21 protein-coding genes, 1 tRNA gene and 1 other RNA gene are annotated in these 26,017 nt (G+C 66.5%); 14 read left to right on the top strand and 9 right to left on the bottom strand.

The features are described from left to right. Window positions 1-2 precede the first annotated feature (2 nt). Together RT697_RS01910 and adhP are read right to left on the bottom strand one after the other, a co-directional pair. On the bottom strand, window positions 3-1,067 hold the full coding sequence (locus RT697_RS01910) for a LacI family DNA-binding transcriptional regulator (RefSeq protein WP_313696743.1): 1,065 nt from the start codon (window positions 1,065-1,067) through the stop codon (window positions 3-5). Between the two features lie 166 nt (window positions 1,068-1,233). Then, complete coding sequence (gene adhP, locus RT697_RS01905) at window positions 1,234-2,259, bottom strand: alcohol dehydrogenase AdhP (protein WP_175125911.1); 1,026 nt, start codon at window positions 2,257-2,259, stop codon at window positions 1,234-1,236. A 198-nt stretch (window positions 2,260-2,457) separates the two neighbouring features. Here adhP and RT697_RS01900 point away from each other — a divergent pair, with 198 nt between their 5' ends. Next, on the top strand, window positions 2,458-2,844 hold the full coding sequence (locus RT697_RS01900; protein ID WP_175125912.1) for a ribbon-helix-helix domain-containing protein: 387 nt from the start codon (window positions 2,458-2,460) through the stop codon (window positions 2,842-2,844). 81 nt (window positions 2,845-2,925) lie between these two features. Here RT697_RS01900 and pbpG read toward each other — a convergent pair whose 3' ends face one another. Both pbpG and RT697_RS01890 read right to left on the bottom strand, forming a co-directional pair. Then, a complete protein-coding gene (gene pbpG, locus RT697_RS01895; protein ID WP_313696742.1) occupies window positions 2,926-4,128 on the bottom strand; it encodes a D-alanyl-D-alanine endopeptidase in 1,203 nt (400 codons plus the stop codon). Between the two features lie 311 nt (window positions 4,129-4,439). After that, window positions 4,440-4,514 (bottom strand) — tRNA-Arg (locus tag RT697_RS01890). A 350-nt stretch (window positions 4,515-4,864) separates the two neighbouring features. Between RT697_RS01890 and RT697_RS01885 the strand changes: the two genes are divergently transcribed. The 12 genes from RT697_RS01885 (at window position 4,865) to RT697_RS01830 (ending at window position 20,527) form a co-directional block, all read left to right on the top strand. Further along, window positions 4,865-6,070 (top strand): MFS transporter, encoded by a 1,206-nt coding sequence (locus RT697_RS01885; RefSeq protein ID WP_313696741.1) that lies wholly within the window; start codon window positions 4,865-4,867, stop codon window positions 6,068-6,070. A gap of 23 nt (window positions 6,071-6,093) precedes the next feature. Then, on the top strand, window positions 6,094-6,252 hold the full coding sequence (locus tag RT697_RS01880; RefSeq protein WP_313696740.1) for a hypothetical protein: 159 nt from the start codon (window positions 6,094-6,096) through the stop codon (window positions 6,250-6,252). A 122-nt stretch (window positions 6,253-6,374) separates the two neighbouring features. Next, the gene (locus RT697_RS01875) at window positions 6,375-9,044 is read left to right on the top strand and encodes a PD-(D/E)XK nuclease family protein (RefSeq protein ID WP_409517391.1); all 2,670 of its coding nucleotides are present in this window, start codon (window positions 6,375-6,377) and stop codon (window positions 9,042-9,044) included. A gap of 2 nt (window positions 9,045-9,046) precedes the next feature. Next, entirely contained in the window at window positions 9,047-12,505 is a 3,459-nt protein-coding gene (locus RT697_RS01870; protein WP_313696738.1) for a UvrD-helicase domain-containing protein, read from the top strand. A gap of 355 nt (window positions 12,506-12,860) precedes the next feature. Then, an RNA gene (ffs, locus tag RT697_RS01865) (signal recognition particle sRNA small type) lies at window positions 12,861-12,958 on the top strand. 150 nt (window positions 12,959-13,108) lie between these two features. Further along, window positions 13,109-15,547: a DNA polymerase III subunit gamma/tau gene (dnaX, locus tag RT697_RS01860; protein WP_313696737.1), complete on the top strand. Its 2,439-nt coding sequence runs from the start codon at window positions 13,109-13,111 to the stop codon at window positions 15,545-15,547. A gap of 44 nt (window positions 15,548-15,591) precedes the next feature. Further along, window positions 15,592-15,918, top strand: coding sequence for a YbaB/EbfC family nucleoid-associated protein (locus RT697_RS01855; protein WP_056326789.1), 327 nt, complete (start codon window positions 15,592-15,594; stop codon window positions 15,916-15,918). A gap of 21 nt (window positions 15,919-15,939) precedes the next feature. Beyond that, window positions 15,940-16,548 carry a recombination mediator RecR gene (gene recR / locus RT697_RS01850; RefSeq protein WP_175126029.1) on the top strand — a complete coding sequence of 203 codons (609 nt, stop codon included), beginning with the start codon at window positions 15,940-15,942 and terminating at the stop codon, window positions 16,546-16,548. A gap of 67 nt (window positions 16,549-16,615) precedes the next feature. Beyond that, the gene (locus RT697_RS01845) at window positions 16,616-17,890 is read left to right on the top strand and encodes a CoA transferase (RefSeq protein ID WP_313696736.1); all 1,275 of its coding nucleotides are present in this window, start codon (window positions 16,616-16,618) and stop codon (window positions 17,888-17,890) included. Then, window positions 17,887-18,927 (top strand): ABC transporter substrate-binding protein, encoded by a 1,041-nt coding sequence (locus RT697_RS01840; protein ID WP_313696735.1) that lies wholly within the window; start codon window positions 17,887-17,889, stop codon window positions 18,925-18,927. Before RT697_RS01845 ends, RT697_RS01840 begins: the two co-directional genes overlap by 4 nt. Further along, window positions 18,920-19,729 (top strand): ABC transporter ATP-binding protein, encoded by an 810-nt coding sequence (locus tag RT697_RS01835; protein WP_313696734.1) that lies wholly within the window; start codon window positions 18,920-18,922, stop codon window positions 19,727-19,729. The genes RT697_RS01840 and RT697_RS01835 overlap by 8 nt, the downstream gene beginning before the upstream one ends. Before the next feature lie 3 nt (window positions 19,730-19,732). Continuing rightward, the gene (locus RT697_RS01830; protein ID WP_312435541.1) at window positions 19,733-20,527 is read left to right on the top strand and encodes an ABC transporter permease; all 795 of its coding nucleotides are present in this window, start codon (window positions 19,733-19,735) and stop codon (window positions 20,525-20,527) included. A 25-nt stretch (window positions 20,528-20,552) separates the two neighbouring features. On the opposite strand, the gene RT697_RS01825 is transcribed toward RT697_RS01830, so the two are convergent. From RT697_RS01825 to RT697_RS01810, 4 genes are read right to left on the bottom strand one after another with little or no spacing between them, the layout of a single operon-like run. Continuing rightward, entirely contained in the window at window positions 20,553-21,128 is a 576-nt protein-coding gene (locus RT697_RS01825; RefSeq protein WP_313696733.1) for a biliverdin-producing heme oxygenase, read from the bottom strand. Between the two features lie 47 nt (window positions 21,129-21,175). Then, window positions 21,176-21,808, bottom strand: coding sequence for a hypothetical protein (locus RT697_RS01820; protein WP_313696732.1), 633 nt, complete (start codon window positions 21,806-21,808; stop codon window positions 21,176-21,178). A 10-nt stretch (window positions 21,809-21,818) separates the two neighbouring features. Further along, the gene (locus RT697_RS01815; RefSeq protein WP_234015920.1) at window positions 21,819-22,175 is read right to left on the bottom strand and encodes a response regulator; all 357 of its coding nucleotides are present in this window, start codon (window positions 22,173-22,175) and stop codon (window positions 21,819-21,821) included. Window positions 22,176-22,200: 25 nt separating this feature from the next. Further along, window positions 22,201-24,390 carry an ATP-binding protein gene (locus RT697_RS01810; RefSeq protein WP_313696731.1) on the bottom strand — a complete coding sequence of 730 codons (2,190 nt, stop codon included), beginning with the start codon at window positions 24,388-24,390 and terminating at the stop codon, window positions 22,201-22,203. 98 nt (window positions 24,391-24,488) lie between these two features. Here RT697_RS01810 and RT697_RS01805 point away from each other — a divergent pair, with 98 nt between their 5' ends. Next, window positions 24,489-25,016 (top strand): carboxymuconolactone decarboxylase family protein, encoded by a 528-nt coding sequence (locus tag RT697_RS01805; protein WP_313696730.1) that lies wholly within the window; start codon window positions 24,489-24,491, stop codon window positions 25,014-25,016. 51 nt (window positions 25,017-25,067) lie between these two features. Here RT697_RS01805 and tal read toward each other — a convergent pair. Then, a partial coding sequence (gene tal, locus RT697_RS01800) for a transaldolase (RefSeq protein ID WP_313696729.1) occupies window positions 25,068-26,017 on the bottom strand: 950 nt, incomplete at its 5' end.

Here is a 26,017-nt window from a genome sequence, read left to right as displayed (position 1 = left end):
CGTCAGGCGCTCTGACGCCGCATCAATGTGAATCCCACATCGACCCGCAACCCTTCATTGGCCTGTCCATCCAGGCGGTCGATGATGGCGCGCGCAGCCTGCTCGCCGATCAGCGAGCCGTCGATGCGCACGGTCGTCAGCGGCGGGGTGGTGGCTGCGGCGAAAGCCTGATCGCCGAATCCGACGACGGCCAGATCCTCCGGCACCCGCCTGCCCAGCGCCGCGGCTTCCAGCAAGACGCCCATCGCAATCATGTCGGTGCTGCACACCACGGCATCGGCCTCTGGTTGCCGCGTCAGCAATTCTGCCAGGCCGCTTCGGCCCGCGCCCATGGTGGCGGGCGCAGGAATCAACACATGTGGCGTATCCGACTCGGGGCCAATCAAGCCCAACTCGCGAGCCGCCGCCGTAAAGCCCTGCAGCCGGCGTCCAGCGCGCGGATCGTCGCCGATGACGGCCGCAGGCCGCCTGCGTCCCATCTCGGCCAGGAACTGCGCCACGCAGCCACCGGCGGCTTCGTGCGAAAAACCGATCAGCATGTCGACGGGATCGTCGCTCAAATCCCAGGCCTCCACGACGGGAATGCGGGCCGCGCGCAGCTGCGTGCGGCCAGTCGGGGTCAGCACCGTGCGCATCATTACCACGCCGTCGGGCCTGCGGCCCAGGATCGCCTGCAGCGCGGACGCTTCCTGCGCGGGGTCGTAGCCGCTTTCGGTCAGCATCATCTGATAGCCATGCCGGCTCAGATGCAGGCTAAGGGCCTGCAGCGCCTCAAGAAACACAGGGCTGCCCAGCGTGGGCACCGTCACCGCCACCAGGCGGCTGCGGCCGCTGGCCAGGCCCCCGGCAACCAGATCCTGGACATAACCCGTCTGGGCGATCGCGTCGTGAATCAGCTTGACCGTGCGCTCGGGCACATTCTCGGGGGCGTTCAGCACCCGCGACACGGTGTGCATCGACATGCCAGCCACGCGCGCGACGTCGGCAATGGTCACCCGGCCGGACCCCCGCCGAGGCGCGCGGCTGGTGGCAGGCTTGCTGCGACGCTCAGTGGGAGGAGGGGACATGCGGCCTCGCTGGGATCAGGGTAGGCCGGATTGTACCGAGCCGCCGCCATGAAAAAGCAGACCTAGGTGTCTGACACCCGTTGAGATGCCACCGCAAGCTGACGGCGATTTCCGCCGGGTGTCAGACACCGCTCCAAGCAAACTAACTTTCTAACGCCCCCCGATATCAGGCAAAGTCGAGCACGATGCGCCCTTCGATCTGGCCCTGCTTCATGCGGTCGAACACGCTGTTGATGTTGTCCAGGCTTTCGGTGGCGACCGTGGCATGCACCTTGCCTTCTTCGGCGAACTGCAGCGACTCCTGCAGATCCAGCCGGGATCCCACGATCGACCCGCGCACGGTCACGCCGTTAAGCACCATGTCGAAGATCGACAGCGGAAAGTCGCCCGGCGGCAGTCCGTTCAGCGAAATCGTGCCGCCCCGGCGCACCATGCCCAGCGCCTGCTCGAAAGCCTTGGGCGACACTGCGGTAATCAACGCGCCATGCGCGCCGCCGATCTCCCGTTTCAGATACGCGGCCGGATCCGTGGTCAGCGCATTGACGGTGACTTCGGCGCCCAGGCGGCGCGCGAAGTCCAGCTTGGCGTCGTCGATATCCACCGCAGCCACGTTCAGCCCCATCGCCTTTGCGTACTGCACCGCCATGTGACCCAAGCCGCCGATGCCCGAAATGACCACCCAGTTGCCAGGCCGGGTGTCCGTCATCTTCAGGCCCTTGTACACGGTGACGCCCGCGCACAGTACCGGCGCCACATCGACGAAGCCGACGCTCTTGGGCAAAAGGCCCACGTAATCGGCTGCCGCCAGCGCGTATTCGGCGAAGCCGCCGTTGACGGAGTAGCCCGTGTTCTGCTGCGATTCGCACAGCGTTTCCCAGCCGCCCAGGCAGTGCTCGCAATGTCCGCACGCGGAATACAGCCAGGGGATGCCGACGCGATCGCCTTCCTTGACGTGCGTGACGCCGGCGCCAGCAGCCACGACGTAGCCGACGCCCTCGTGGCCGGGAATGAAGGGAGGATTGGGTTTGACGGGCCAGTCGCCTTCGACGGCGTGCAGGTCCGTGTGACAGACGCCGCAGGCTTCGATCTTTACCAGGAGTTCGCCCGGACCCGGGCGCGGCACGGCGACTTCTTCGATTACCAGCGGTTGGCCAAACGCGCGTGCTACTGCGGCCTTCATGGTCTTGTTCATCACTACCTCCGAAGTCTGATCAGTTTCACTATGCTCGGCCGCTAGGGCGGCTAAAACCATGATGTACATCAAGCAGCGTGGGAAGGTACAACTCGTCACCGGTTCGGGGCCGTATTGCCCCGGGCGAGGAAGTCGTCGTACAGTCGTTCGCAGGCGCGCCGGTCCCGGTAGCGTGTCGCCGATGCCCAGGAGCCGTCCATGTGTGAAATCTTCATCCGCGCCACCGAACACTCCTACGCCTGCGAAACCCGTTCCTTGCGCCTGCATGGCGTGGCGACCAGCCTGCGGCTCGAACACCTGTTCTGGCAGGTGCTGGAAGAGATCGCCGGCCGCGACGGCATGCGGGTCACGCAACTGATCGAACGCCTGTACGACGAACTGGTCGAGTACCGCGGCGAGGCCGCCAACTTCACCTCGTTCCTGCGCGTGTGCTGCTTGCGGTACCAACTTCTGCAGGCCGAAGGGCGGATTCCGCGGGATGCCCGCGTGCCGATCCAATCGCTGAATGCGCAAGCCGTCCTGGAAGGGCTGCCGCCGTCGCTGTGCGATGCCCAGCCCGTCCCCGCCAAGCGCCGCGCGGCGTGAAGCCGGCTGGCGAATCCATGAAAAAAGGGCCCGATGCAATCGGGCCCTTCATCTTTACCGCGTGCAACGATCAGCCAGTCATCAGCCGCCAGCGCCAATCGACGCCATCGCCACTTCGCTCTGCACGATGCGGCGGATGCGCACGGCATCGCCGATGCGCGACAGCTTGCCCTGCGAATCCAGCAGCACGATCGCCAGATCGCGGCCGTTGATGCGCGCCAGCATCACCAGGCATTCGCCCGCCTCGTTGATGTAGCCGGTCTTGGACACCTTGATGTCCCAGTCGGGCTTGCGCACCAGCAGGTTGGTGTTGCGGAAGGTCTGCGTGCGGTTGTTGATCTCAACCTCGTACTCCGTGTCGGTGGAGTAGCGGTGGATCAGCGGACGCTGCGACGCCGCGCGCAACAGGCGCGCGAGGTCATGCGGCGACGACACGTTGTTGCTGGACAGGCCGGTGGGCTCGATGAAACGCGTGTTGGTCATGCCCAGCGACTGCGCCTTGGCGTTCATGGCGGCCACGAAGGCCCGCAGGCCGCCGGGATAGTGGCGGCCCAGCGCGTTGGCGGCGCGGTTCTCGGAAGACATCAGCGCCAGATGCAGCATGTCGCCGCGCGATAGCTTGGTGCCCACGCGCAGCCGCGACGTGGTGTGTTTGAGTTCGTCGACGTCCTCGTCGGTGATCTCGAGCATTTCGTCCATTGGCAGGTTGGCGTCCACCACGACGACGGCGGTCATCAGCTTCGAAATGGAAGCGATGGGGCGCACGACGTTTTCGTTCTTGGCGAAGATGACCGTGGAGGTTTCCAGGTCTTGCACATAGGCAGTGCTGGACCGTAGCGCGGCAGCTTCAGCGCGCGCCGAAGCTGCGGGCGGCGGCATCGCGGCGCTGGCAGCCGCAGCGGCTGCCACGCGGCGGCCGCGAGCGGCCTTGTCCGCCTTGCCACCCTTGCCGCTCTTGCCCGAGGCGCCGGCCTTCTTGGACGGCGTGCCTTTCGCGGCGACCTGCTTGCCGCCCTTGGGCGGGGCCTTCTTGGCCGATGAGGATTTCGGAGGCGCCTTCTTGGCGGACGGCGCTGCCTGCTTGGCGGCGGCGCTCTTGCCCGAGCCCGCCTTGGGCGCCGGAGATTTCTTTGCTTGTTGCGCCTTGCAAGCCGCCGATTTGGCGTTGGTCTTGCAAGGATCGGAGTTCTTCGCTGCTTGCGCTGCAGGGGGCAGGAGCGCGCACACCGCCAGCGCGGCAGGCGCTAGGGCTTTCGCAATTGCACGTTTCCAGGAAAAGGCCATGGTTGAGCAGGCTTGTCGGTCTGTGAACAAATATTTCTTAAGCCGGCGTTTCGTCGGATCAGGAAAAGTCCAGATGAATTATGGGCTTACGCGTCGAATTTAAACAGCAATTTCAAGTGTCACGCAAGGCGATTTGCGACGTTTACGCAAAAAAATAAGAGTGACACATTGACACGGCAGCAATTGGTCACATGTCGGAAGTCGCAAAGCTAACCGCGCGGCGCGCAAGAGCGTAGCCCGGATTAACCCTCATCTTGCTGAACGTGCGAGTTTTTTGGGGGGAGGCGGCGGAGAAAGCCGAGGCCGTCGGTTGGCCTCGCCGGGTGGAATCGAACCACCAATTGACCCTTAGGAGGGGCCGGTTATATCCATTTAACTACGGCGAGCGAGGCGGAATGCGCAAGATTGAGCCGCCACTGACGGGGGCAATCGGGCGCCAGCGTGGGCGCGCTTTGCACTAAAGCCTTGAAATTGCTGCGGAACTTGCGAGCCGAAGTTTAGCACTGCGGACGCGGGCTTCGAAGCAGGACGCAAGTCTATCAGCAGGCGCGGCAAGGCCCAAATCATTGGGCGCCCGGCCGGCAACCCGCAATTGCCCGGGCCGCGAAGCTTGTTGCGCCAACGCGGGTATTCAAGGCCCTGCATGCCGACTTGTATATGATGCTTTCGTCCCGCCGCCGCGCGGGGCCGCCCCGAGGAGGGGGCGCAAACCCAAAAACAACCAGACACGGGTTTCATGTCTAGCCAAACCGATACGATTTCCGCGCGCACCATTGCCTTGGGCACCCTGGTCGTGCTGCTTGCCATGGGGGTGCGCGCCACCTTCGGCCTGTTCATGCAGCCCATGGGCCTGACGCACGGCTGGAGCCGCGAAGTGTTCTCCATGGCCTTTGCCCTGCAGAACCTGGTATGGGGTGTGGCCTGTATCTTCATGGGCATGCTGGCCGATCGCTACGGTTCGGGCCGCACGATCGCCCTGGGCGCGGTGCTGTACATGCTGGGCCTCATCGGCACGCGCTTTGCCACGGACGAGGCCACGCTGTATCTGACGGCCGGCGTGCTGGTCGGTCTGGGTCAGGCCGGCACGACGTTCCCCGTGATCCTGCCGGTCGTGGCGCGTTCCGTGCCGCCCGCCTATCGCAGCACGGCGATGGGCATTGCCAGCGCGGGCGGTTCGCTGGGGCAGTTTGCCGTGGTCCCGACCGGGCAACTGCTAATCAGCGGTCTGGACTGGACGGGCGCGCTGTGGGTGTTGTCGCTCTTCGTGGCGTGTGCCGCACCGCTCGCGTATTTCCTGCGCGGCAGGCCGCAAGCGCACACGGGGCCTCAGCAATCGCTGGCCACCGCCATCAAGCAGGCCGTGCGCCATCCGTCGTTCCACTTCCTGTTCTGGAGCTACTTCGTCTGCGGTTTTCACACCGCGTTCATCACCTTGCATTTGCCGGCCTATGTGACCGACGGCGGGTTGACGGCGGGGCATGGCGCCACCGCGATCGCGCTCATCGGCCTGTTCAACGTTCTCGGGTCGTTCTACGCCGGCAAGCTTGGCGGCAAGTACAGCAAGAAGCGCCTGCTGGCGGTGGTGTACTTCATGCGGGCGTTCGGCATTCTGTTGCTGCTCTCGGTGCCGCTGACGCCTTGGGTGCTGTATGTGTTCGCGGCATGGATGGGCCTGTTCTGGCTGGGCACCGTGCCGTTGACGCAGGGACTCATCGGACAGATCTATGGCCTGCGCTACGCGGCCACGTTGTCGGGCATCGTGTTCCTAGGCCATCAGTTGGGCAGCTTCATCGGTGTATGGCTGGGCGGCTACGCCTACGCCAAGACCGGCAGCTATGACCTCGTCTGGTGGCTGGGCGTCGCGCTGGCCGTCATCGCCGCGCTGCTGTGCCTGCCCGTGCGCGAACAGCCGGTGACGCCGGCTCAGCCGGCCACGGCCTGATCACGACATACCGGAACCTTGCCATGAACCCCAGCTCGCATTCCGAAGCCCCGCGCCGCAAAGGCTGGCGCGCCGTGGGCGTGCTGGCCCTGGCCGCCGTGTTGGGGCTTGCATTCTGGGGGTACACCACGCCAGAGATGCAGATCCATTGGGAAAACCTGGCGGCGCTCTGCGGTTTTTGACAGGGCTCGGCTTACCGCAACCGGCGCATTTCGCCGGCCGGCTCGCGGTATCCTACGGCGGAGATTTTTCTCCGCCTTTTTCATCTCTTTTTTCGCGTGGCGCTTGCCGCGCGCGCCCTTGGATGACCATGCAGGACGCAGCGCCTACCTATTCCGATCTCTCGTTGCCGGACATCGCCGGTCTGCCTGCGGCGGATACGCTCGTGCTGACGGTGAACAATCGCCTGTCGCGCCGCCTTACGCTCGAACTCGCCGGTTTGTTGCGGCAAGAGCGGCAGGTCAGCGAGCTGCCGCGCATCCTGCCGTTGTCGGCCTGGCTTGCGGAATCCGCCAACGAACTCGCGTTCGAATCCGACGAAGACGTGCCTGCCTATCGGCTCGACAGTTTCGCCACGCAGCTTGTGTGGACCGAAGCGATCCGCATCGAAGAAGCCGAACGCGTCCTGCTGGATGCCAGCCAGGCTGCGCGGCTGTCGATGGACGCCGACCTGCTCATGGACGAATGGGCGCTGCAGGTGCCGTCCGGCGCGGATACTGACGAATACCGCGGCTTCGCACGATGGCGCGAGCGCTATCGCCAGACGCTCGCCGGCATCGACGCCGAAGACGCTAACCAGGGTTATGCACGCGTGTTGCGCGCGCTTGAAGCCGGTCGCCTCGCCACGCCTCGGCAGCTGGTGCTTGCCGGTTTCACGGATATCTCTCCACGCTTCCAGCGCCTGTTGCTCGCGTTCGAGGCGCAGGGCACCGACGTTGCGCAATGGCGCGACACGCAGCGTGTGCAAGCGGTGGCGCATCGCTTCGAAGCCGCTGATCAGGGCGCCGAATGGCGCGCTGCCGCGGCCTGGGCTGCCAGCCAACTGAAGGCTAATCCCGCCGGCCGCTACGCCATCGTCTCGCCGCAACTCGAGGCCGAATCTCCCTTTGCGCGCCGCGTTTTGAGCCAGGCGCTGGCGGGGCGTGACGGCGCGGCGGCGTTTGCGTTCAACGTTGCCGTGGGCCGTCCGCTCGACGAATGGCCCATGGCGCGCGCGGCGCTGGCGTGGCTGCGCGCCTTGGCCGAATGCGCGCCGGGCAAGGGGTGTGGTGTCGACGTGCTGGGCGCCGCGCTCCTTTCTGGGCATTGCGCCGGCGACGTGCGCGACCGTGCGCGTCTTGCGGCCATCGACGCGCGCTGGCGGCGCCAGGGCAAGCTGCACGTTGACCCGCAAGCGTGGCGCAAGCTGCTCGCTGACATTCCGGCGTTGGCGCAGGCGTGGAACCACGCCACAGAGATCTGGACGCAGGGCGGTAACAAGGCCACGTGCGATGTCTGGATGCTGCGCATGAAGGCCGCATTGACGGCCCTGGGATTTCCGGGCGAAGCGCCGCTCGATAGCGTGGGTTATCAGGTCATGGGCGCGCTTGGCGATGCGCTCGGCAGCTTTTCGGCGCTCGCGCCGGCGGCCGGCCGCCTGGGCGGCTTGGCGGCCGTCAACCTGCTGGAAAGCGTGGCGCGTTCATCATCGTTCCAGCCGCAGCGCGATCCGCTCGCGCGATTGGACGTGCTGGGATTGCTGGAAGCCGAAGGCGGCTCTTGGGATGGCGTCTGGCTGCTGGGTCTGACGGACGACGTGTTGCCCGCTTCGCCCAAACCAAACCCGTTGCTGCCGCTGGCCGTGCTGCGTCAGGCCCGGGCGCCGCGCGCCACGCCCGAACGCGAGCGCGAATGGGCCGAAGGCATGTACGCCGCGCTCTGTCGCTGCGCGCCCCACATCATCGTCAGTCACGCGCACATGGATGGCGAGCGCGAATTGCGTCCGTCGCCGCTGATCGCCGCGCTGGACCTCACCGATTGGACGCCGGTCCTGACCGAAGCGCGGGCCGCCTTGCCGCAGGAATCGCTCGACGATTCGCAAGGGCCGCCGCTGGCCGCCGGCAACCGCGGCGGGGGCGGGCTGGATGTGCTGGACACGCAGGCGCGCAATCCGCTGTGGGCTTTCGTGCGCCACCGCCTCGGCGGCCGCGAACTCGCGCCCTATGCCGACGCCGCCACCGTGAACGTGCGCGGCCAGTTTCTGCACAAGGCGCTCGAAGTCGTGTGGGGCATGATGCCCGACCAGGATGCGCTGCACGAGCAGCTTGCGGCAGGCCGCCTGCCGGCGCTGCTGGAACAGGCGGTGGCGCAGGCCGCTGACGAAGAACTCAAGGAATACGCGCCGGCTTTGCGGGCGCTGGAATGCCAGCGTGCCCAGGCCGTGCTGGCGTCGTGGCTCGACCTCGAAGCGCAGCGCATGCCGTTCGCGGTCGCGCAGGTCGAAAAGAACCATCAGTGGCAGCGTGGCGCGCTCAACCTGAAGCTGCGGCTGGACCGCATCGACAGCCTGCCCGATGGCCGCAACGTCATCGTCGACTACAAAACCGGTGTAGCTGCGGCCAAGCCCGAGCCCGACTGGTCGCGCAGCCGTCCCGTGAACGTGCAGTTGCCGTTTTACGCGTCCGTGCTGGCCGACGCCGCCGGCGGCGAAGCCGCAGGCCTGGTGCTGGCGCAGATCCACGCGCGGCAGGTCGCCGCGCAGGGTTTGGCCGACGAAGACCTGGGCATGCCGGGCGTCACGCTGGCCAGCGAAAGCAAGTTCTTTGACGGCCTCTCCTGGCCCGAGATCCGACAACGCTGGCGCGTGGCAATCGAGTCGCTCGCCGACGAATATGTCGCCGGCTATGCGGCCAATGTCGCGTACCGGCGCGACGATCTGAAATACTGCGATGCCTTGCCGTTCCTGCGCTTGCATCTGGACGACGAGGACGCCTGACCATGGCCGAACAAGACCGCCTTCCGCATGACCACGCCGCTCGCGCGGCGGCGCTCGATCCCGCACGTTCCTTTCTGGTCCAGGCGCCCGCGGGGTCGGGCAAGACCGAGCTCCTGACCGACCGCATCCTGGCCCTGCTGGCCACGGTGAACCGGCCCGAAGAAATCGTCGCCATCACGTTCACGCGCAAGGCCGCGTCCGAGATGCACGCGCGCGTGCTGAGCAAGCTGCGCCGTGGCCTGGACGCGCCGCCCGCAGCCGCCCACGAACGCCGCAGCTGGGACCTCGCCCGCGCGGCGCTCGAGCGCAACGCCGAACAAGGCTGGCACTTGCTCGAGCACCCCGCGCGTCTTGCCATCCGCACCATCGACTCGTTCTGCGCGGGGCTGGTGCGCAGCATGCCGTGGCTGTCCGAGCTGGGCGGCATGCCGGACATCACAGACGATGCGCGCTCGCACTACGAGGCCGCGGCGCGCGCCACGCTGGATCTCGCGGACGACTACGAGGCCGTGCGCATTCTGCTGCGTCACCTCGACGTCGACGTGCAGGCCGCCAAGGACGCCATTGCCGACATGCTGGGCCAGCGCGATCAATGGCTGCCGCTCTTGCGCCACGGCTCCGACCGCGAGGCCATGGAGGCCATGTTGGCCGAAGCCATTGGCGAAGATCTCGATGCCTTGTGCGCCGCCATGCCTTACGGCTGGTGCGAATCGCTGAGCGGCCCGGCGCGCCTTGCCGCCGCTAACCTGCAGGACGGCGAAGACGAAAACAAGCTGGCCGCATTGCTGGACTGGACAGACGAACTGCAGCCCGACGCCGAACTGCTCGACGCCTGGCGCGCCGTCGCGCATCTGCTGCTGACAGGTACGGGCTCCTTGCGCAAGACGGTCAACAAGAACCTGGGCTTCCCGGCCAAGTGCGCGCACAAGGAACCTTTCGTCGCCTGGCTTGAAGGCGCGGACGCACAAGGCGCGTGGGTGCGCCGCCTGCACGCCGTCCGCGATATCCCTGCGCCGCATTTCACCGATGCGCAATGGGAGGTGCTGGGCGCGCAGCTCATGACGCTTGCGCTCGCCGTCGCGCAGTTGCGCCTGCGCTTTGCCGACAAGGGCGAGGTCGATTTCATCGAAATCGCGCAGCGCGCCGCCGCCGCATTGGGCAGCGCCGATGATCCCGGCGAACTGCTGCTCAAGCTGGACGCCTCCATCCGCCATCTGCTCATCGACGAATTCCAGGACACCAGCCAGACGCAACTGGATCTGCTGCGCACGCTCACCGCTGGCTGGCAGTCCGGCGACGGCCGCAGCCTCTTTCTGGTGGGCGACCCGATGCAGTCGATCTACCGCTTCCGCAAGGCAGAGGTCGGCCTGTTCCTGGAAGTGGCCGACGTTGGCGTGGGCGAGGTCAGGCCAGACTTCCTGAACCTCACGGACAACTTCCGTTCGCAAGCCGGCATCGTGGATTGGGTAAACCAGTCGTTCGTCGACCTGCTGCCCCGGCGCAGCGACGCCGCCGCAGGCGCCATCGCCTACAGCCCGTCCACCGCCTTCCATCCGTCCTTGCCCGACCCCGCCGTGCGCTTTCACCCGGCCTGGTCGCGCGAGGGCGCGCCGCCCGCCGAAGAACAGGCCGAGGACATCGCAGTGGAACTGGTGCGCCAGGCGCTGATCGAGCACAAGGGCGCCAAGCACCCCGTCGCCATTCTGGTGCGCGCCCGCAGCCACCTCGGCAACCTCACGCGCCGGCTGGCGCAGGAAGGCATACGCTCCCGTGCGGTCGACCTCGTGCCGTTGGCGCTGCGTCCGGTCGTGGCCGACCTGGTCCAACTCGTGCGCGCGCTGTCGCATCCCGCCGACCGCCTCGCCTGGCTCTCCGTGCTGCGCGCGCCGTATTGCGGCCTGACGCTCACATCGCTGCAGCGCCTGTTTGGCGACGACCACATCACGCCGATACCCGTGCTGCTGGAACGCGCCTTGCGCATTGCCCCGCAACCCAGCGTCACGGCAATGGCCGCAGCATCGGCAGACCCACAAGCGTCGCTCTTTGATGCGCCGGCATCCGAACCCGAAGCGCCGTCCGCGCAAACCGTGCTCGGCGCCGACGAGTTCGCGCGCTTGCGCCAGGTGGCATCCATCCTGCTGGACAAGCGCAACGCATCCGGCGCCATCCCATTTGCGGCCTGGGTGGAATCGCTGTGGCGCCGGTTGGGCGGACCGGGCCTGTACGCCGGCTTGTCCGTCGCCAACGATGCAGAAAGCCTGTTCCAACTCGTCGAACGCCTTGCCCCCCACGGCAACATCGATGTGGCTGCGCTGGACGCAGGCATCTCCCGCCTGTTCGCGGCCCCCGACGCCGCCGACGAAGACGAAGGCGCGGTCGAGATCATGACCATGCACAAGTCCAAGGGCCTGCAGTTCGAAACCGTGATCCTCTATGGCTTGCACCGCGCGCCGCGCGGCGACCAGGCCCCTCTGGTGCGATTCGAACAAAGCGGCGGCCGCGTCCTGTTCGGCCCTGTCAAGCCCCGTGCCGAAACCGAAGCAGACCCCGTCTCCCGCTACCTCGGCGCCCGCGAAGCCCGCCGCGCCTCCTACGAAATCGACCGCCTCCTCTACGTCGCCGCCACAAGAGCCCGCCAACGCCTGCACTTGGTGGGACACGTCTCGATCGACGAGGCCTCCGCCCAGACCAAGACCCCACCCGCAGCCAGCCTCCTAGGCCGCCTGTGGCCCTGCCTGACCCCGCCCATCCCACCCTCGCTGAACGGCGAACCGGTGCAAGAAGAGGGCGACGCCCCAGAATGGCAAGGCGAACCCCTGCGCCGCATCGACAACGCAGGCCTTACGCAGCTGCGACGCCAATCGAACATCACCATGAGCGCCGGCTTCGCCACGGCCACCCGAGGCGCATGGGGCGAAGCCGCCGAACATCCCGCCTGGCAACTGGAGGCCGGCTACGACGCCGCCATCGGCACCTTGGCCCACGCGTGGCTGGCCCGCATCGGCCAGGACGGCGTGCAAGCGTGGCCCCCTGAAGCGTTAACCCCCCGCCTACCCGCCATGCGCCGTCAACTGACACGAGCAGGCATCCCCGCCAGCCAAGCAGACGCAGCAGCCGAAGCCGTCCTGGAGACTTTGCAGGCCACCCTTGCAGACGAACGCGGCCTGTGGCTCCTATCCCAATCCGGCGCCCGCCGAGAATGGCCCCTCATCGACGCAGCGGGCAAAGTGTCGGTCATCGACCTGGCCCTAAGCACCGAAGACGGCTGGCTAATCGTCGATTACAAAACCGGCCGCCCCCACCCCGGCGAGTCGGCACCCGCCTTCGCCACCCGAATGCGCCAACGCCACGGTGAACAACTGCAGCGCTACTGCACCCAGGTCACGGCGCTGGACGGCCGCAGCGCCCGGGCCGCCCTGTACTTCCCCCGCGCAAAGGCGTGGATAGATTTAATGGAATAAAGCGCAAAGCGGGAACCAAGCAAAGCAAGGCAAGGCAAGGCAAAGCAAAGCAAGGCAAAGCAAGGCGAGTCGAGGCAAAGCAAGCCAAAGAGAAGCAAGCGACCGCAAAGAGAAGCAAGCGACCACAAAGCGAAGCAAGCCAAACGGGCAAGCGAAGCAACCCCCCTCCAAAAAAACGCAGCCCCCAAAACGCAAGGCAAAGCGAAGCGAGCCGAAGGGGGACAAGCGAAGCGAGCCCCCCACCCCCTCCCCCTCGGGGGGAGGGCCGGCGAGGGGGCCCACATATTGCCCCCAGGGGCCCGCCTGTCGAGAGGCTAGCGAGCGCGCGAAGCGCAGCTCTGCTAGAATCTCGACTGGCGGGCCCCTTCGCATGGTTCGACGGTGAACCTGGTCAGGTCGGGAACGAAGCAGCCATAGTCGTTTAGGGTCAGTGCCGGAGTAAGGCTCGCCAACCGGATTCTTCAAAGCAGTAGCGTTTGCTACATCGCTTTCACAGGGGACGGGGTTATTTTCCAAGGATTCGTTCCACGGGAATAAGCCCGTCCCCTTTGCATTCCAGCCCGCCGATCAACGGGTTCAACAATCAGGCTCTACAATCCAGCCATGACTTATCTGGTATTGGCCCGCAAGTGGCGGCCGCGATCGTTCGATACCCTGGTGGGACAGGATCACGTGGTGCGCGCGCTTACGCATGCGCTCGACACGCAACGCCTGCATCACGCCTGGCTGTTCACCGGAACCCGGGGCGTCGGCAAGACCACGCTCTCGCGCATCCTGGCCAAATCGCTCAATTGCGAAACCGGCATCACGTCCAAGCCCTGTGGCGTCTGCCGCGCGTGCACCGAGATCGATGCGGGCCGCTTCGTCGACTACCTTGAGCTGGACGCCGCGTCCAACCGCGGCGTCGAGGAAATGACGCAGCTCCTGGAGCAGGCGGTCTATGCGCCGGGCGCGGGACGCTTCAAGGTCTACATGATCGACGAAGTCCACATGTTGACCGGGCATGCGTTCAACGCCATGCTCAAGACGCTGGAAGAGCCGCCGCCGCACGTCAAATTCATCCTGGCCACCACCGATCCGCAGAAGATCCCGGTGACGGTGTTGTCACGCTGCCTGCAATTCAATCTGAAGCAGATGCCGGCCGATTCCATCGTCGGTCACCTGCAGGCCGTGCTCGGCCAGGAAGACGTGGGCTTTGAAATTCCGGCTTTGCGCCTGATCGGGCAGGCGGCCTCGGGCTCGATGCGCGACGCCTTGTCGCTCACCGACCAGGCCATCGCCTACAGCGCGGGCAATCTGACCGAGGACGCCGTGCGCGGCATGCTCGGCACCATCGACCAACGCCATCTCGTGCGCCTTCTGGATGCCTTGGCTTCGGGCGATGCCAAGGGCGTGCTGGCCGTGGCCGACGAACTCGCCATCCGCGGACTGTCGTACGCCGGTGCGCTGGCCGACCTGGCCGTGCTGCTCTCGCGCGTGGCGATCGAGCAGCGCGTGACCGGCGTCACCGCCGCCGAAGACCCGCTGGCCGCCGACATTGCCCGGCTTGCGCAGGCGCTCCACCCGGACGCCGTCCAATTGTTCTACTCCGTCGCCGTGCACAGCCGCGGCGAACTGACGCTGGCGCCCGACGAATACGCGGGCTTCATCATGGCGTGCTTGCGCATGCTGGCGCTCAATGGCGACGCCGGCCCGCAGACCGCGCTGGAAGCACCCGTCGCACCCGCACGCCAGACGGCAGAGCCCGCAGCGGCCATCGCCGCGCCTGCTGGTGCTACGGCCGTCGCCGCGGCGACGGCATCCGTTGTGCCTGCCAGCGCAGCGCCTTCAGCCACGGAACGGTCCGTCGCGGCGTCGCCCGATGCCAATGCGGCGACTGTCGCGGCATCCAGCGTAGCGGCGAGTCACGCCGAGTCCGCCCATGTGTCGGCCGGCAACGCGTCCGCGGATGTAACGCCTCACTCGTCGGCAGCCACCCCCGGCGCGTCCAGCCCCGCTGCCGTCACCGGCACGGCGCCAAACGAAACCTCGGCGACGCCGCCGGCGGCATCCGCGCCTGCATCCGAGCCCGCAACCGCGCCCGCGCCGGTCTCCGGCCACACGCCCGCCGTGCCTGCCGCGGCCGATACCGTCGCCGCCGCGCAACCGACTCAAGCCGCCGCCGCTCAGCCGCAATCGTCCGCCACGCCGGCCCCGCAATCCGCGGACAGCAACAACGTTCCGCCGTGGGAAGATCTGCCGCCAGACGCCGCCGCGGCTTCCACCAGCGTGACGACGCCTGCCGCAGCAACGTCCGACGCAGCCACGCCCGAGGCAGCAACGCCCGAAGCAGCCACGCCCGCCACCCCAGCGCCCGACGCCACCCCGCCGAAGGCGCAAGGTTCCGCCGCCTTGGCCGTGACGCCGGCTGCGGCAGCGATCGCGCCCGCGATGGACGACGCCGACGGTCCGCCGTCCTGGGTCGACGAAGAAATCCCCTTCGAAGCCGAAGGCGGGTTCATGCCTGACGGCGGCTTCACGTCCGATCCCGACGACGATTTCGAAACGCTGGCCACGTCGCCTTCGCCCGCGCCTGCTCCCTCCGCAGCCCGTCGCGACGCCCCCGCGCCCGCCCGCAAACGCCAGTCGCGTGCGCCTCGCCTCACAGACATGGACTCGGCCTCCTGGCCTGAACTGGCCGCGCGCCTGCCCGTGACGGGTCTGGCCTCGGAACTCGCGCGCCAAAGTGAATGGGCCGGCGTGCAGGGCGATGCCATCATCCTGCGCGTGGCCGTCAAGACATTGGCCGAAAGCGAAAGCCGCGTGCGGCTGCAGACCGTCCTGTGCGAACATTTCGGGCAGGGCATCCGGCTGGACGTGCAAGTTGGCGTCACCGGCGACGCCACGGCATATGCGGTGGCCCAGGCCGAGAGCGCGGCGCGCCAGCTCGCGGCCGAAAACGCCGTCGCCGAGGATCCCTTCGTGCAAGCACTGTTGGCGGACTTCGGCGGCCATGTCGTTGCCGGCTCGATCCGCCACGTTGATTCAGCGGCCGCCGCCTGACGCGGCGGCCAACCTCATTCCCCTCGTTCAAGGAAGCTCCCATCATGATGAAAGGACAACTCGCCGGCCTGATGCGCCAAGCGCAGCAGATGCAGGAAAACATGAAGAAGGCGCAGGACGCGCTGGCTGATATCCAGGTCGAAGGCGCCTCGGGCGGCGGCCTGGTGAAGGTCACCATGACCTGCCGCCACGACGTCAAGCGCGTCGAGATCGACCCGTCGCTGCTGGCCGACGACAAGGACATGCTGGAAGACCTGGTTGCCGCCGCGTTCAACGATGCGCTGCGCAAGGCCGAAGCCACGTCCCAGGAAAAGATGGCGTCCGTCACCGCCGGCATGCCGCTGCCCCCGGGCATGAAGCTGCCGTTCTGATTGCCGCTGCCGTAGGTTGCAATGGATCCCTTACTGCCCGAACCCGAGCCCCTCGTCTCGCTGATCGAAGCGCTGCGGCGCCTGCCCGGCGTGGGCGTGCGATCGGCCAGACGCATGGCGTACCACCTGTTGCAGCATGATCCGCAGGGTGCGGATCTGCTGGGGCGGGCGCTTGCCGGCGCGGTGCGGGATCTAAAGCACTGCGCGCGGTGCAACAGCTTTTCCGAAGACGAGGTCTGCGCCACCTGCTCCAATGTCAAGCGCGATCCCTCGCTGCTTTGCATCGTGGAAACGCCGGCCGACCAAAACATGATCGAGTCCAGCCACGGTTACCGTGGCCTGTACTACGTGCTCATGGGCCGGGTCGCGCCGCTCGAAGGCATCGGTCCGCGTGAACTGGATTTCGAGCGCGTCATCAAGCGCGCGACCGACGGAGTGGTGCAGGAAGTCATCCTGGCCACCAACTTCACCGCCGAAGGCGAGACCACCGCGCATTTCCTGGGCGAGGCCTTGGGCGAGCGCGGGTTGCGTGTCACGCGCCTGGCGCGGGGCGTGCCCGCCGGCAGCGAGCTTGAATACGTCGACGCCGGCACCATCGCCTGGGCGCTGATGGAGCGCAAGACCACCTGACGCTCGCGGTACCAGAACGCCCGCCGGCAACGTATCGGCCGGGCAATCAATGTGAGGAAGACAATCCATGTCAGCGCTGACCGGACTGAAAGTCCTGGAACTCGGCACGCTTATCGCCGGCCCATTCGCCGCGCGCATCTTCGGCGAATTCGGCGCCGACGTCATCAAGGTGGAAACCCCGCACGGGCCGGACGGCACGGGCGGCGGCGATCCCATCCGCAGCTGGCGCCATCTGCACGAGGGCAATTCCCTGTGGTGGACGGTGCAGGCCCGCAACAAGCAATCCATCGCGCTCAACCTGAAGGACCCGCGCGCTCAGGAGATCGCCCGCAAGCTGGCGCTGGACGCCGATGTGGTGGTCGAGAACTACCGCCCGGGCGTTCTGGAGAAGTGGGGGCTCGGCTTTGAGCAGCTGCGAGCCATCAACCCCGCGCTCATCATGGTCCGCCTGTCCGGCTACGGCCAGACGGGGCCGATGAAGGATCAGCCGGGCTTTGGCGCCATCGGCGAATCCATGGGCGGCCTGCGTTATGTGTCCGGCCATCCCGACCGTCCGCCGCTGCGGGTCGGCATTTCCATCGGCGATTCCATTGCGGCGTTGCACGGCGTGATCGGCGCGATGATGGCGCTGCGTCATCGCGACGCCACCGGCGGCCGCTGGAACGGCAAGTCGGGCGACGAATGCCAGGCAGGGCAGGGCCAGATGGTTGACGTGGCGCTGTACGAAGCCGTCTTCAACATGATGGAAAGCCTGGTCCCCGAATACGATGTGGCTGGCGTGGTGCGCGAGCGCACGGGCGGCGCGCTGCCCGGCATCGTGCCTTCCAACACCTACACCACGCGCGACGGCCAGAACATCGTCATCGCCGGCAACGGCGACGCGATCTTTCATCGCCTGATGCGGGCCATCGGCCGCGACGACCTGGCCGAAGATCCGGACCTCGTGCGCAACGACGGCCGCGCGCGGCGCGTTGAAGAGATCGACGGCGCCATCCAGCAATGGTGCGATGGACGCGGCATCGAAGCGGCGCTCGAAACCCTGAAACGCGCCGATGTGCCGGTCGGCAAGATCTACAGCGTGGCCGACATGTTCAGCGATCCGCAGTTCCTCGCGCGCCGCATGATCGAGCAGCACCGCCTTGCCGACGGCAGTCCCGTGAAGCTGCCCGGCGTGGTGCCCAAACTCTCGGAGACGCCCGGCCAGACGCGCTGGGTGGGCCCGGAATTAGGGGAACATACCGAGGAAGTCCTGAAATCGCTGGGGTATGATTCAGCGGCTATCGACGAGCTGGCGAAGACCGGCGCTATCGGAATATCCGACAACCAGGAGACAAAGCAATGACAGTCACCCGCCGTGAACTGCTCAAGATCGCCGGCGCAGCCGGCGTCATGAGCATGGCCCCTGCCATCGTGCGCGCGCAGAAGCTTGAAAAGACCAAGGTCCAGATCGCAGTCGGCGGCAAGCCGCTGATCTACTACCTCCCGCTAACGATCGCCGAGGTGCGCGGTTACTTCAAGGACGAGGGACTTGACGTCAGCATCGCGGACTTTGCCGGCGGCTCCAAGGCCCTGCAAGCCGTGGTGGGCGGCAGCGCCGACGTGGTCTCGGGCGCCTTCGAGCACACGCTGTCCATGCACTCCAAGGGCCAGGCCTATCGCGCCTTCGTGCTGCAAGGCCGCGCGCCGATGATCGGCGTGGGCGTCTCCAAGAAGAACATCCCGGGCTACAAGGGCCCGGCCGACCTGAAGGGCAAGAAGATCGGCGTGACCGCGCCGGGCTCGTCCACCAACATGGTGGTCAGCTTCTTCCTCGCCAAGCATGGCCTGAAGGCCTCCGACGTTTCGTTCATCGGCGTTGGCGCCGGCGCGGGCGCCGTGACTGCGGTGCGCAGCGGCCAGATCGACGCCATCTCCAACACGGACCCGGTGGTCTCGATGCTGGAATTGCCCGGCGAAATCCAGATCATCGTCGACACGCGCACGCTCAAGGACACGCAGGAAATCTTCGGCGGCAACATGCCCGCCGGCTGCCTGTATGCGCCGCAGACGTTCATCGACGCCAATCCCAACACCGTCCAGGCGCTGACCAACGCAATCGTGCGCGCCGACAAGTGGATTCAGAAGGCCGGCCCGGAAGAAATCGCCAAGGTCGTGCCCGAAACCTACCTGCTGGGCGACCCTGCCATCTACAAGGCCGCGCTCGGCAAGAGCATGGAAGGCCTGTCGCCCGACGGCATGATCCCCGAAGACGGCGCGGCCACCGCGCTCAAGGCGCTTGCCGCCTACCAGGCTGACTTCAACGGCTCGAAGGTCGATCCGTCGAAGGTGTGGACCAACGATTTCGCGCGCCGCGCCAACGAGAAGTATGCCAATGGCTGAAGCCGCGCTGTCGCTGGAAAACATAAGTTGCACCTTTGTCTCGCGTGACGACCGGTCGCAGCGCTACACCGCGGTCAGCGACACGACCCTGGCCATCGCGCCAGGTGAGTTCGTGTCCGTGGTGGGCCCGACCGGTTGCGGCAAGTCCACGTTGCTCAACGTCAGCGCCGGCCTGTTGGCGCCGTCGTCGGGGCAGGTGAAGGTCTTTGGCCAGCCGCTGGTTGGCATCAACGAACGTGCGGGCTACATGTTCCAGGGCGAGGCGCTGCTTCCCTGGCGCAGCGCGCTGGACAACGTCATCGCCGGTCTGGAATTTGCCAACGTGCCCCGCGCCGAGGCGCTGGACCGCGGACGCGAATGGATGCGCCGCGTCGGCCTGGGCGGTTTCGAGGGCCGCTATCCGCACCAGATGTCGGGCGGCATGCGCAAGCGCGCCATGCTGGCGCAGACGCTGATCCGCGACCCCGACATCATCCTCATGGACGAACCGTTCTCGGCGCTGGACATCCAGACGCGCCAGCTCATGGAGAACGAGGTCCTGGATCTGTGGATGGCCAAGCGCAAGGCGGTGCTGTTCATCACCCACGACCTGGACGAAGCCATCGCCATGAGCGACCGCGTGATTGTGCTGTCCGCCGGTCCGGGCACCTATCCCATCGGAGAATTTGCCATCGATCTGCCACGTCCGCGCGACGTAGCCGAAGTGCGCATCGACCCGCGTTTCGTCGAGCTGCATGCTGCCATCTGGGGCGTGCTGCGCGAGGAAGTGCTCAAGGGCTATGCCCAACAGAAGCGAGCCTGAGCCATGCCCAAACTGAACAAATCCGGTTCCGGCAGCCTGCGCATCTGGCAATTGCTGCTTCTCGTCATCATCCTGGCCGTCTGGCATTTTGCGTCGCGCGATCCGAAAGTCGCCTTCTTCTTCGGCGAACCGTTGAAGGTGTGGGGGCGCATCTGGGCGTGGTTCGTCACCAACGCCGACATCTACAACCACTTGGCTGTGACGCTGACCGAGACCGTGCTGGCGTTTTTCATCGGCACGATCGCGGGTCTGGCCTTCGGGTTGTGGCTCGGGCTATCGCCGCGCGCCAGCGCAATCCTGGATCCCTACATCAAGGCGGCCAACTCGATGCCGCGCGTCATCCTGGCGCCCATCTTCGGCATGTGGTTCGGCCTGGGCATCTGGTCCAAGGTGGCGCTGGCTGTGACGCTGGTGTTCTTCATCGTGTTCTTCAACGTCTACCAGGGCGTGCGCGAAGTCAGCCCCACCTTGCTGGACAACGCCCGCATGCTGGGTGCGCGTAAGCGCCAGTTGCTGCGCCATGTGTACCTGCCGTCGGCGACAAGCTGGGTGTTTTCCAGCCTGCACACGTCGGTGGGTCTGGCGTTCGTGGGGGCGGTCGTCGGCGAATACCTGGGATCGGCAAGCGGCGTGGGCTACCTGATCCTGCAGGCCGAAGGCACGTTCGACGTGAACACCGTGTTTGCCGGGATCATCGTGCTGACGGCCTTTGCGCTGATCCTGGACACCATCGTCGGGGTCGGCGAGAAGCGCCTGATGAAGTGGCAGCCCAAGTCGGGCGAAACCGAAAAGCTGTAATCGGCCTTGTGTCGCGCTGCCGGGTTCAGGCCCGCAGCGCGCCCTGGCTGCGCAGCCAGGCGGTCAGGCTGTCGAAGGCGTCGCGGGCGCCTTGCAGCGCCTGCTCCTCGCGGCCCAGCGCGCCGGCCTCGCTGTCCAGATGCAGCAGAAACTCCTTCCACAACGGTCCCACCTGTTCGCCATAGCCGCGCAAGTAGCGCTGGGGCAGGTCGGGCGCCACCGTTTGCAGCCGCTTGGCCAGGAATCGGCCGCCCAACTGCGATCCTTCGACCACGTACGCGACGCCCAGTGCATAGGCGTCGGGCGCCGCCACCTGCGGCGGATGTTCGCAATGAACGATTGATGCGGCATCGCCCGCCGCGTTCAGGTCTTCGTGCAGCCAGGTGGTCTTGCCGGCCCGCTCAGGGGCGCGCAGGGATGCCGGCCAGTCCAGTTGCCAGAGCCGTTGCTCCAACGGTTCCAGCCATCCCAACAACGCGCGCAGATAGGCCAGATAGTGGCCGCGGTCGATATGGTCTTCTGCCAGCGCCAGACCCTGGTCCAGCGTTTCGTGACGTTCGCGGGTGCCTTCGCGCAGCACCTGATGGACGGGAGAAATCATGGAGCCTGTGACCTGAAGGGTTGGAGGGGATGGTCAAACCGGCGGGCTTATTGCGGCAAATGCAGCGACCAGCAACGATCCTGATGCTCCAGCCGCCAGCCCGCGGCCGACGCAAGCAGCTCGACTTCCTGTGGGTCAAAAGCCGGCGGCCGGTCCGCGGCCGGCTCGCCCTCGGGCACGCGGGCACACCACACGCCAGGCTCGGACGCGTCCAGTTCAAGTTGGGCGCCCTCGGGCACCAGCGGCAATAGGCACAACAGCCACGCCAACACCAGGTAACGTGTGCTGAACAGCGGCACGTCGGCGTGCGCCACCTGCTCGGGCCAGCGGATGCCGTGGCTCGCCAGCAGCAGATGCGAGAACATCAGCTTGCGGCAGTCGTGCAGCAGGTCGCCGCTGGAAATCATGGCGCCGCCATCGGCCAGCCAGCCGTCCAGCTCGCGCACCACGCCCACGCTCTCATCGAGCATGTCGGAAAGATCGCCGGCAAGCCGCTCGCAGCGTTGCTGAATGGCTTCGCCGGTGGCGCCTTCAGGGGCTTGGCGCAGCATGGCGGCCGCGAGGGACGCGCTGGACAGCGGGCCCAGCACTTCATGGCGCAGCACGGGAAAGATCTGGCTGAGCACCTTGAGCTGCACGCCCTTCGCGGCCAGCAGGCCAAGGGAGTCGGATTGCATCATGAAAGAACCGTCAATTGGCCTCGTGCAGAATGGCCAGGAGCGCGTCGGGGTCCGCCGGCTTTTCGATCCATCCGGTGAAGATGCCGTTGATGGCATCGCGTCGTTCGTGCCGCGCCAGGCCGCTAAGCGCGTAGATGCGCGGCGGGTTGGCGCGTTCGCGCAGGCGTTTGGCCAGCTCGTAGCCGTCCATGTCGGGCAGCAGGATGTCCAGCAGCACGGCATCCGGCGTGAACGTGTTGACCAGCTCCAGGGCTTCGGCCCCGGTGGCGGCGCACCGCGTTTCCAGGTTGGAAAGCGCCAGGAACTCGGCCAGCAGTTCCGATCCCATTTCGTTGTCGTCCACCAGCAGGACCCGCATGGCGCGCACTTCGTTCAAGTTATGTCTCCCAGATTCAAGAGGGGGTTGTTTCGGGCATGGCGCGGGGCAGCGTGACCGTGAAAATGACGAGCCCGTCGCGGCATTGGACCGCAATGTTGCCGCCGTGGTCGCGCACGACCTGTTCGGCAATGTACAGGCCCAGCCCCAGGCCGGATCGGTTGCGCGACTGGCCCACCGATTCCGGCTTGAAGGGCGAGAACAGGTGCGCGAGCACGTCTTCGGCGATCGGGCCGCCATGGTTGATGACGCTGAGCGTAATGCCGTCGCCGGAGGTTGCGGCGGTTACCAGGATGGGCTGGCGGGGCGCGCCGTGCTGGCGCGCATTGCTCATCAGATTGGTCACCACCTGCGCGATACGGTCGGTATCGGCCATGAGCGTCAGGCCATCCGGCACGTCGGGCTCGATGCGCAGGCCGGGGTAGGCCTGGCGCTTTTCCTCGATCAGGCCGTTCACCAGCGCCGACAGATCGCACAGCCGCTTTTCGATGCCGAGTCCCAGGCCGCCCTGCAGTCGCGACAAGTCGAGCACCTGCGAGATCAGGCGCTGCATCCGGCCGCTGGAATAGCGGATGCGCTCGCCCATGCGCGCGCCGGTATCGGTGCGGGACAGCAGGGTCGCGGCCATGGAGATGGATTGTAGCGGGTCGCGCAGGTCGTGGCCCAGCATGGCGAGCAGCGCGGTGCGAGCCCGGTCCACGTCGGCGGCGCGGCTGGTCGATATGTGCGATAGCTCGTCGCGCAGGTTGTCCACGGCCTCAAGCTCGGTGGGCAGCCAGGACAGGCAGACGCCGCGCACGACCTCGCGCCAGGCCTCGAACGAACCGCGCGGCGTCAGCCGCGGACCCAGGGCGCCGACCGCGTACTGCTTTTCCGGTTTGCCGCCCCAGACCAGCGTTTCGATCTGTTCCTTGCGCAACCAGATCAGCCAGCCGTTGTTCATGGGGTCGAACTTGCAGGCGAGCAGGCCCGCGTACGGGACGAGGTCGGTCTGCAGCTCGGGATAGTCGCGCGCGATGTTGGTGGAGTGCACCACCCGCTGCCCGCTCTGGTCCAGCGCGTGAAGAATGCCGGCAAGCTCGCCGCGCGGCGCAATGCCGCCAAACACGGTGACGCTATTGCTCCAGAGGCACAGCGCGGCATCGTTCGGGACGAGCGAGGCAGGCGTTTCTCCGCCCTGCGACAGCGCCTGATGCACGTTTTCAGAGGCCGACACGCGCTCGACAAGCTTGCTGACCAGCGCGGCGTTCTGGCGGGACTGCTCGGCCCGCTCATTCGCTTCGATGCCCGACACCGTGGCGGCAACCACCTGCGCCATTGCCTCGCAGGCCAGGCGGGCAGGGTAGGGCACGGCTCGCGGCGTGTGATGGTGACAGGCGATCATGCCCCACAAGCGGCCGCCGATCACCAGCGACAGGCTCATTGACGCCCGCACGCCCATGTTCGCCATGTATTCCAGATGGATGGGCGACACGCTGCGCAGGACCGAAAAGCTCATGTCCAGGGCGCGGGGATCTGGGGACGGGGAACTCAGCACGCGCACCGGATGGTAGGTCGCGTCGGCGATCAGTCGCAGGGTGTTTACCGTATATAGCCGGCGCGCCTGCGCCGGGATGTCGCCGGCGGGGTAGCGGCGGCCAACCCAGTCATCCAGGTCGGCGCGGCGTTGTTCGGCCACGATCTCGCCGCTGTCGTCGGGATGGAAGCGATACGCCATCACCCGGTCAAAGCCGGTGGCGCGCTGCACTTCGCGCACCATGCTGTCCAGCAGCGAGGGAATGTCGCGCTGCCGGCGCACGCGCTCGATGCTGCGGTAGATGCGCTCTGGCGAGGCAATGTCTGCGCCGTCAGCCCGGCGTTCGAGCTCGACGATGGTCAGCCCGTCGGTGTTGCGATGGCCGATGACGTCATACGTGGCGCGATCCAGCGTGATGGTGAGCGGATCAAAAATGGGGTCGGAGTTGCCCAGCCAAGACGACAGGCAGTAGGCAAGGCCCGGCGGCAGCGCTTCGGGCGCGCAGGGCTGGTCCAGCGTCAGGCAAGTGTCCAGAATCTGGGCGGCGTTTTCGCTGGCGTAACGCAGCACGCCGTCCGCGTCGAACGCGAGCAACGCCCCAAGCGGCTGGATGGCGCCCGGTATGTGTATCGGTTCGCTGTCGCAGTTGGCGAGAGTGAATTGGGGGTAGGATTCTGTCGGCGCATTCATTCGTGCGAGGTACCGTAGACGCGCAGGTGTGGTGCCATTATGTCAAAGATATTGTGAGAATGTGTGCATTTGCTGCCCTCTATCCATCTGGAGTTCGCATGGCCCGCTTGCCCTACGCTGATCTGACTCATCCCGAAGCACGGCCCCTGGTGGACCGCATCGTCGCCGAACGCGGCAGCGTGCTGCACCTGTATCAGATGTTGCTGCACAGCCCGGCCGTGGCCGGCGGCTGGCTGAATTACCTGACTTCCATCCGCCAGCTCAGCACCTTGCCCGGCGATCTGCGCGAGCTTGTCATCATGCGGGTTGCCGCGATCAACGGGGCGCCTTACGAGGCGGACCAGCATGCGCCCATCGCGCTGAAGGAAGGCGTATCCCAGGCGCAGCTCGATGCGCTGGACGCTTGGGAAGATTCCGATCTGTTCAGCGAGCGTGAGAGGGCGGTGCTGGCCTACACCGACGCCATGACGCGGCAGGTGCAGGTGCCCGAGCCGGTGTTCCAGGCCGCGCGGGCGGCCATGGGCTCGGAAAAGCTGATTGTCGAACTGACGGCGACGGTGGCGGCCTACAACATGGTGTCGCGCTTTCTGGAAGCGCTGCAGGTGCATTCCCACGATCACCGCTAGGCGCAACCGCTATGCACACAGCGCGCGGCGACCGCCGCGCGCCGCGCGCTGTCAGCCGCGTTGGGCCTCGATCAGCGCATCCAGCTTGATGGCATCGGCCACAAACAGGCGGATTCCCTCGGACAGCTTCTCGCTGGCCATCGCATCGTCATTTAGCAGCGTGCGGAACGTCACTTCGTCCGCGCCGATGTGCGCCATGTCGCCGCTCGCATCGTCAGCGCGAAGCTGGGCGGGCGCGTCGCCTTCGGTGGCGGCCAGCTTGTTCAGCAGGTCCGGGCTGATCGTCAGCAGGTCGCAGCCGGACAACGCAAGGATCTGCCCCACGTTGCGGAAGCTCGCGCCCATGATCTCGGTCGGGATATCGAAGTGCTTGTAGTAGCGATAGATATTGGTGACGGACTGAACGCCCGGGTCGCGCGCGCCCGTGTTGTCGTCCTCGACCCAGTTCGCGCCGGCCGATTTCTTGTGCCAGTCATAGATGCGGCCGACGAAAGGCGAAATGAGCTGCACGCGCGCATCGGCGCAGGCGACCGCCTGGGGCAACGAGAACAGCAGGGTCAGGTTGCAGCGGATGCCTTCGGACTGCAGGGCGCGGGCGGCCTGGATGCCTTCCCATGTGGAGGCAATCTTGATCAGCACGCGCTCGCGCGGGATGCCGGCGGCCTCGTACAGGGCGATCAGGCCGCGGGCGCGCTCGATGTTGGCGCGGGTGTCGAACGACAGGCGGGCGTCGACTTCGGTCGACACGCGGCCCGGCACGATGTCCAGGATCGCGCGGCCGAAAGCGACCAGCAGGCGATCCATGAGTTCGGCGGTGGAGGCGCCGCGGTGTTCCCGCGCGGTCTTTTCCAGCAGCGGGCGGTAGGCGTCCTGCTGGACGGCCTTGAGAATCAGGGACGGGTTGGTGGTCGCGTCGGTGGGACGCAACGCCTTCATGGCTTCGAAATCGCCGGTGTCGGCGACGACGGTGGTGTGGTCACGCAGGGCGTCAAGTTGGCTGG

Origin of the sequence: Achromobacter sp. (assembly GCF_032113835.1) — a bacterium.
In the GTDB taxonomy this organism is placed as follows: domain Bacteria; phylum Pseudomonadota; class Gammaproteobacteria; order Burkholderiales; family Burkholderiaceae_B; genus Achromobacter.
Note: the sequence above shows the minus strand (reverse complement) of the source record. Positions and strands in the feature narration are given on the sequence as shown.

Excerpts from the sequence above, each read along its gene's own strand:
- RT697_RS01875 (WP_409517391.1), top strand. The coding sequence starts at position 6,375 with ATGACCATGCAGGACGCAGCGCCTACCTATTCCGATCTCTCGTTGCCG.
- RT697_RS01810 (WP_313696731.1), bottom strand. The coding sequence starts at position 24,390 with ATGAATGCGCCGACAGAATCCTACCCCCAATTCACTCTCGCCAACTGC.
- RT697_RS01840 (WP_313696735.1), top strand. The coding sequence starts at position 17,887 with ATGACAGTCACCCGCCGTGAACTGCTCAAGATCGCCGGCGCAGCCGGC.
- recR (WP_175126029.1), top strand. The coding sequence starts at position 15,940 with ATGGATCCCTTACTGCCCGAACCCGAGCCCCTCGTCTCGCTGATCGAA.
- RT697_RS01855 (WP_056326789.1), top strand. The coding sequence starts at position 15,592 with ATGATGAAAGGACAACTCGCCGGCCTGATGCGCCAAGCGCAGCAGATG.
- RT697_RS01830 (WP_312435541.1), top strand. The coding sequence starts at position 19,733 with ATGCCCAAACTGAACAAATCCGGTTCCGGCAGCCTGCGCATCTGGCAA.
- RT697_RS01820 (WP_313696732.1), bottom strand. The coding sequence starts at position 21,808 with ATGATGCAATCCGACTCCCTTGGCCTGCTGGCCGCGAAGGGCGTGCAG.
- pbpG (WP_313696742.1), bottom strand. The coding sequence starts at position 4,128 with ATGGCCTTTTCCTGGAAACGTGCAATTGCGAAAGCCCTAGCGCCTGCC.
- RT697_RS01870 (WP_313696738.1), top strand. The coding sequence starts at position 9,047 with ATGGCCGAACAAGACCGCCTTCCGCATGACCACGCCGCTCGCGCGGCG.
- RT697_RS01910 (WP_313696743.1), bottom strand. The coding sequence starts at position 1,067 with ATGTCCCCTCCTCCCACTGAGCGTCGCAGCAAGCCTGCCACCAGCCGC.
- RT697_RS01845 (WP_313696736.1), top strand. The coding sequence starts at position 16,616 with ATGTCAGCGCTGACCGGACTGAAAGTCCTGGAACTCGGCACGCTTATC.
- RT697_RS01805 (WP_313696730.1), top strand. The coding sequence starts at position 24,489 with ATGGCCCGCTTGCCCTACGCTGATCTGACTCATCCCGAAGCACGGCCC.
- RT697_RS01835 (WP_313696734.1), top strand. The coding sequence starts at position 18,920 with ATGGCTGAAGCCGCGCTGTCGCTGGAAAACATAAGTTGCACCTTTGTC.
- RT697_RS01900 (WP_175125912.1), top strand. The coding sequence starts at position 2,458 with ATGTGTGAAATCTTCATCCGCGCCACCGAACACTCCTACGCCTGCGAA.
- RT697_RS01825 (WP_313696733.1), bottom strand. The coding sequence starts at position 21,128 with ATGATTTCTCCCGTCCATCAGGTGCTGCGCGAAGGCACCCGCGAACGT.
- dnaX (WP_313696737.1), top strand. The coding sequence starts at position 13,109 with ATGACTTATCTGGTATTGGCCCGCAAGTGGCGGCCGCGATCGTTCGAT.
- RT697_RS01885 (WP_313696741.1), top strand. The coding sequence starts at position 4,865 with ATGTCTAGCCAAACCGATACGATTTCCGCGCGCACCATTGCCTTGGGC.
- RT697_RS01880 (WP_313696740.1), top strand. The coding sequence starts at position 6,094 with ATGAACCCCAGCTCGCATTCCGAAGCCCCGCGCCGCAAAGGCTGGCGC.
- adhP (WP_175125911.1), bottom strand. The coding sequence starts at position 2,259 with ATGAACAAGACCATGAAGGCCGCAGTAGCACGCGCGTTTGGCCAACCG.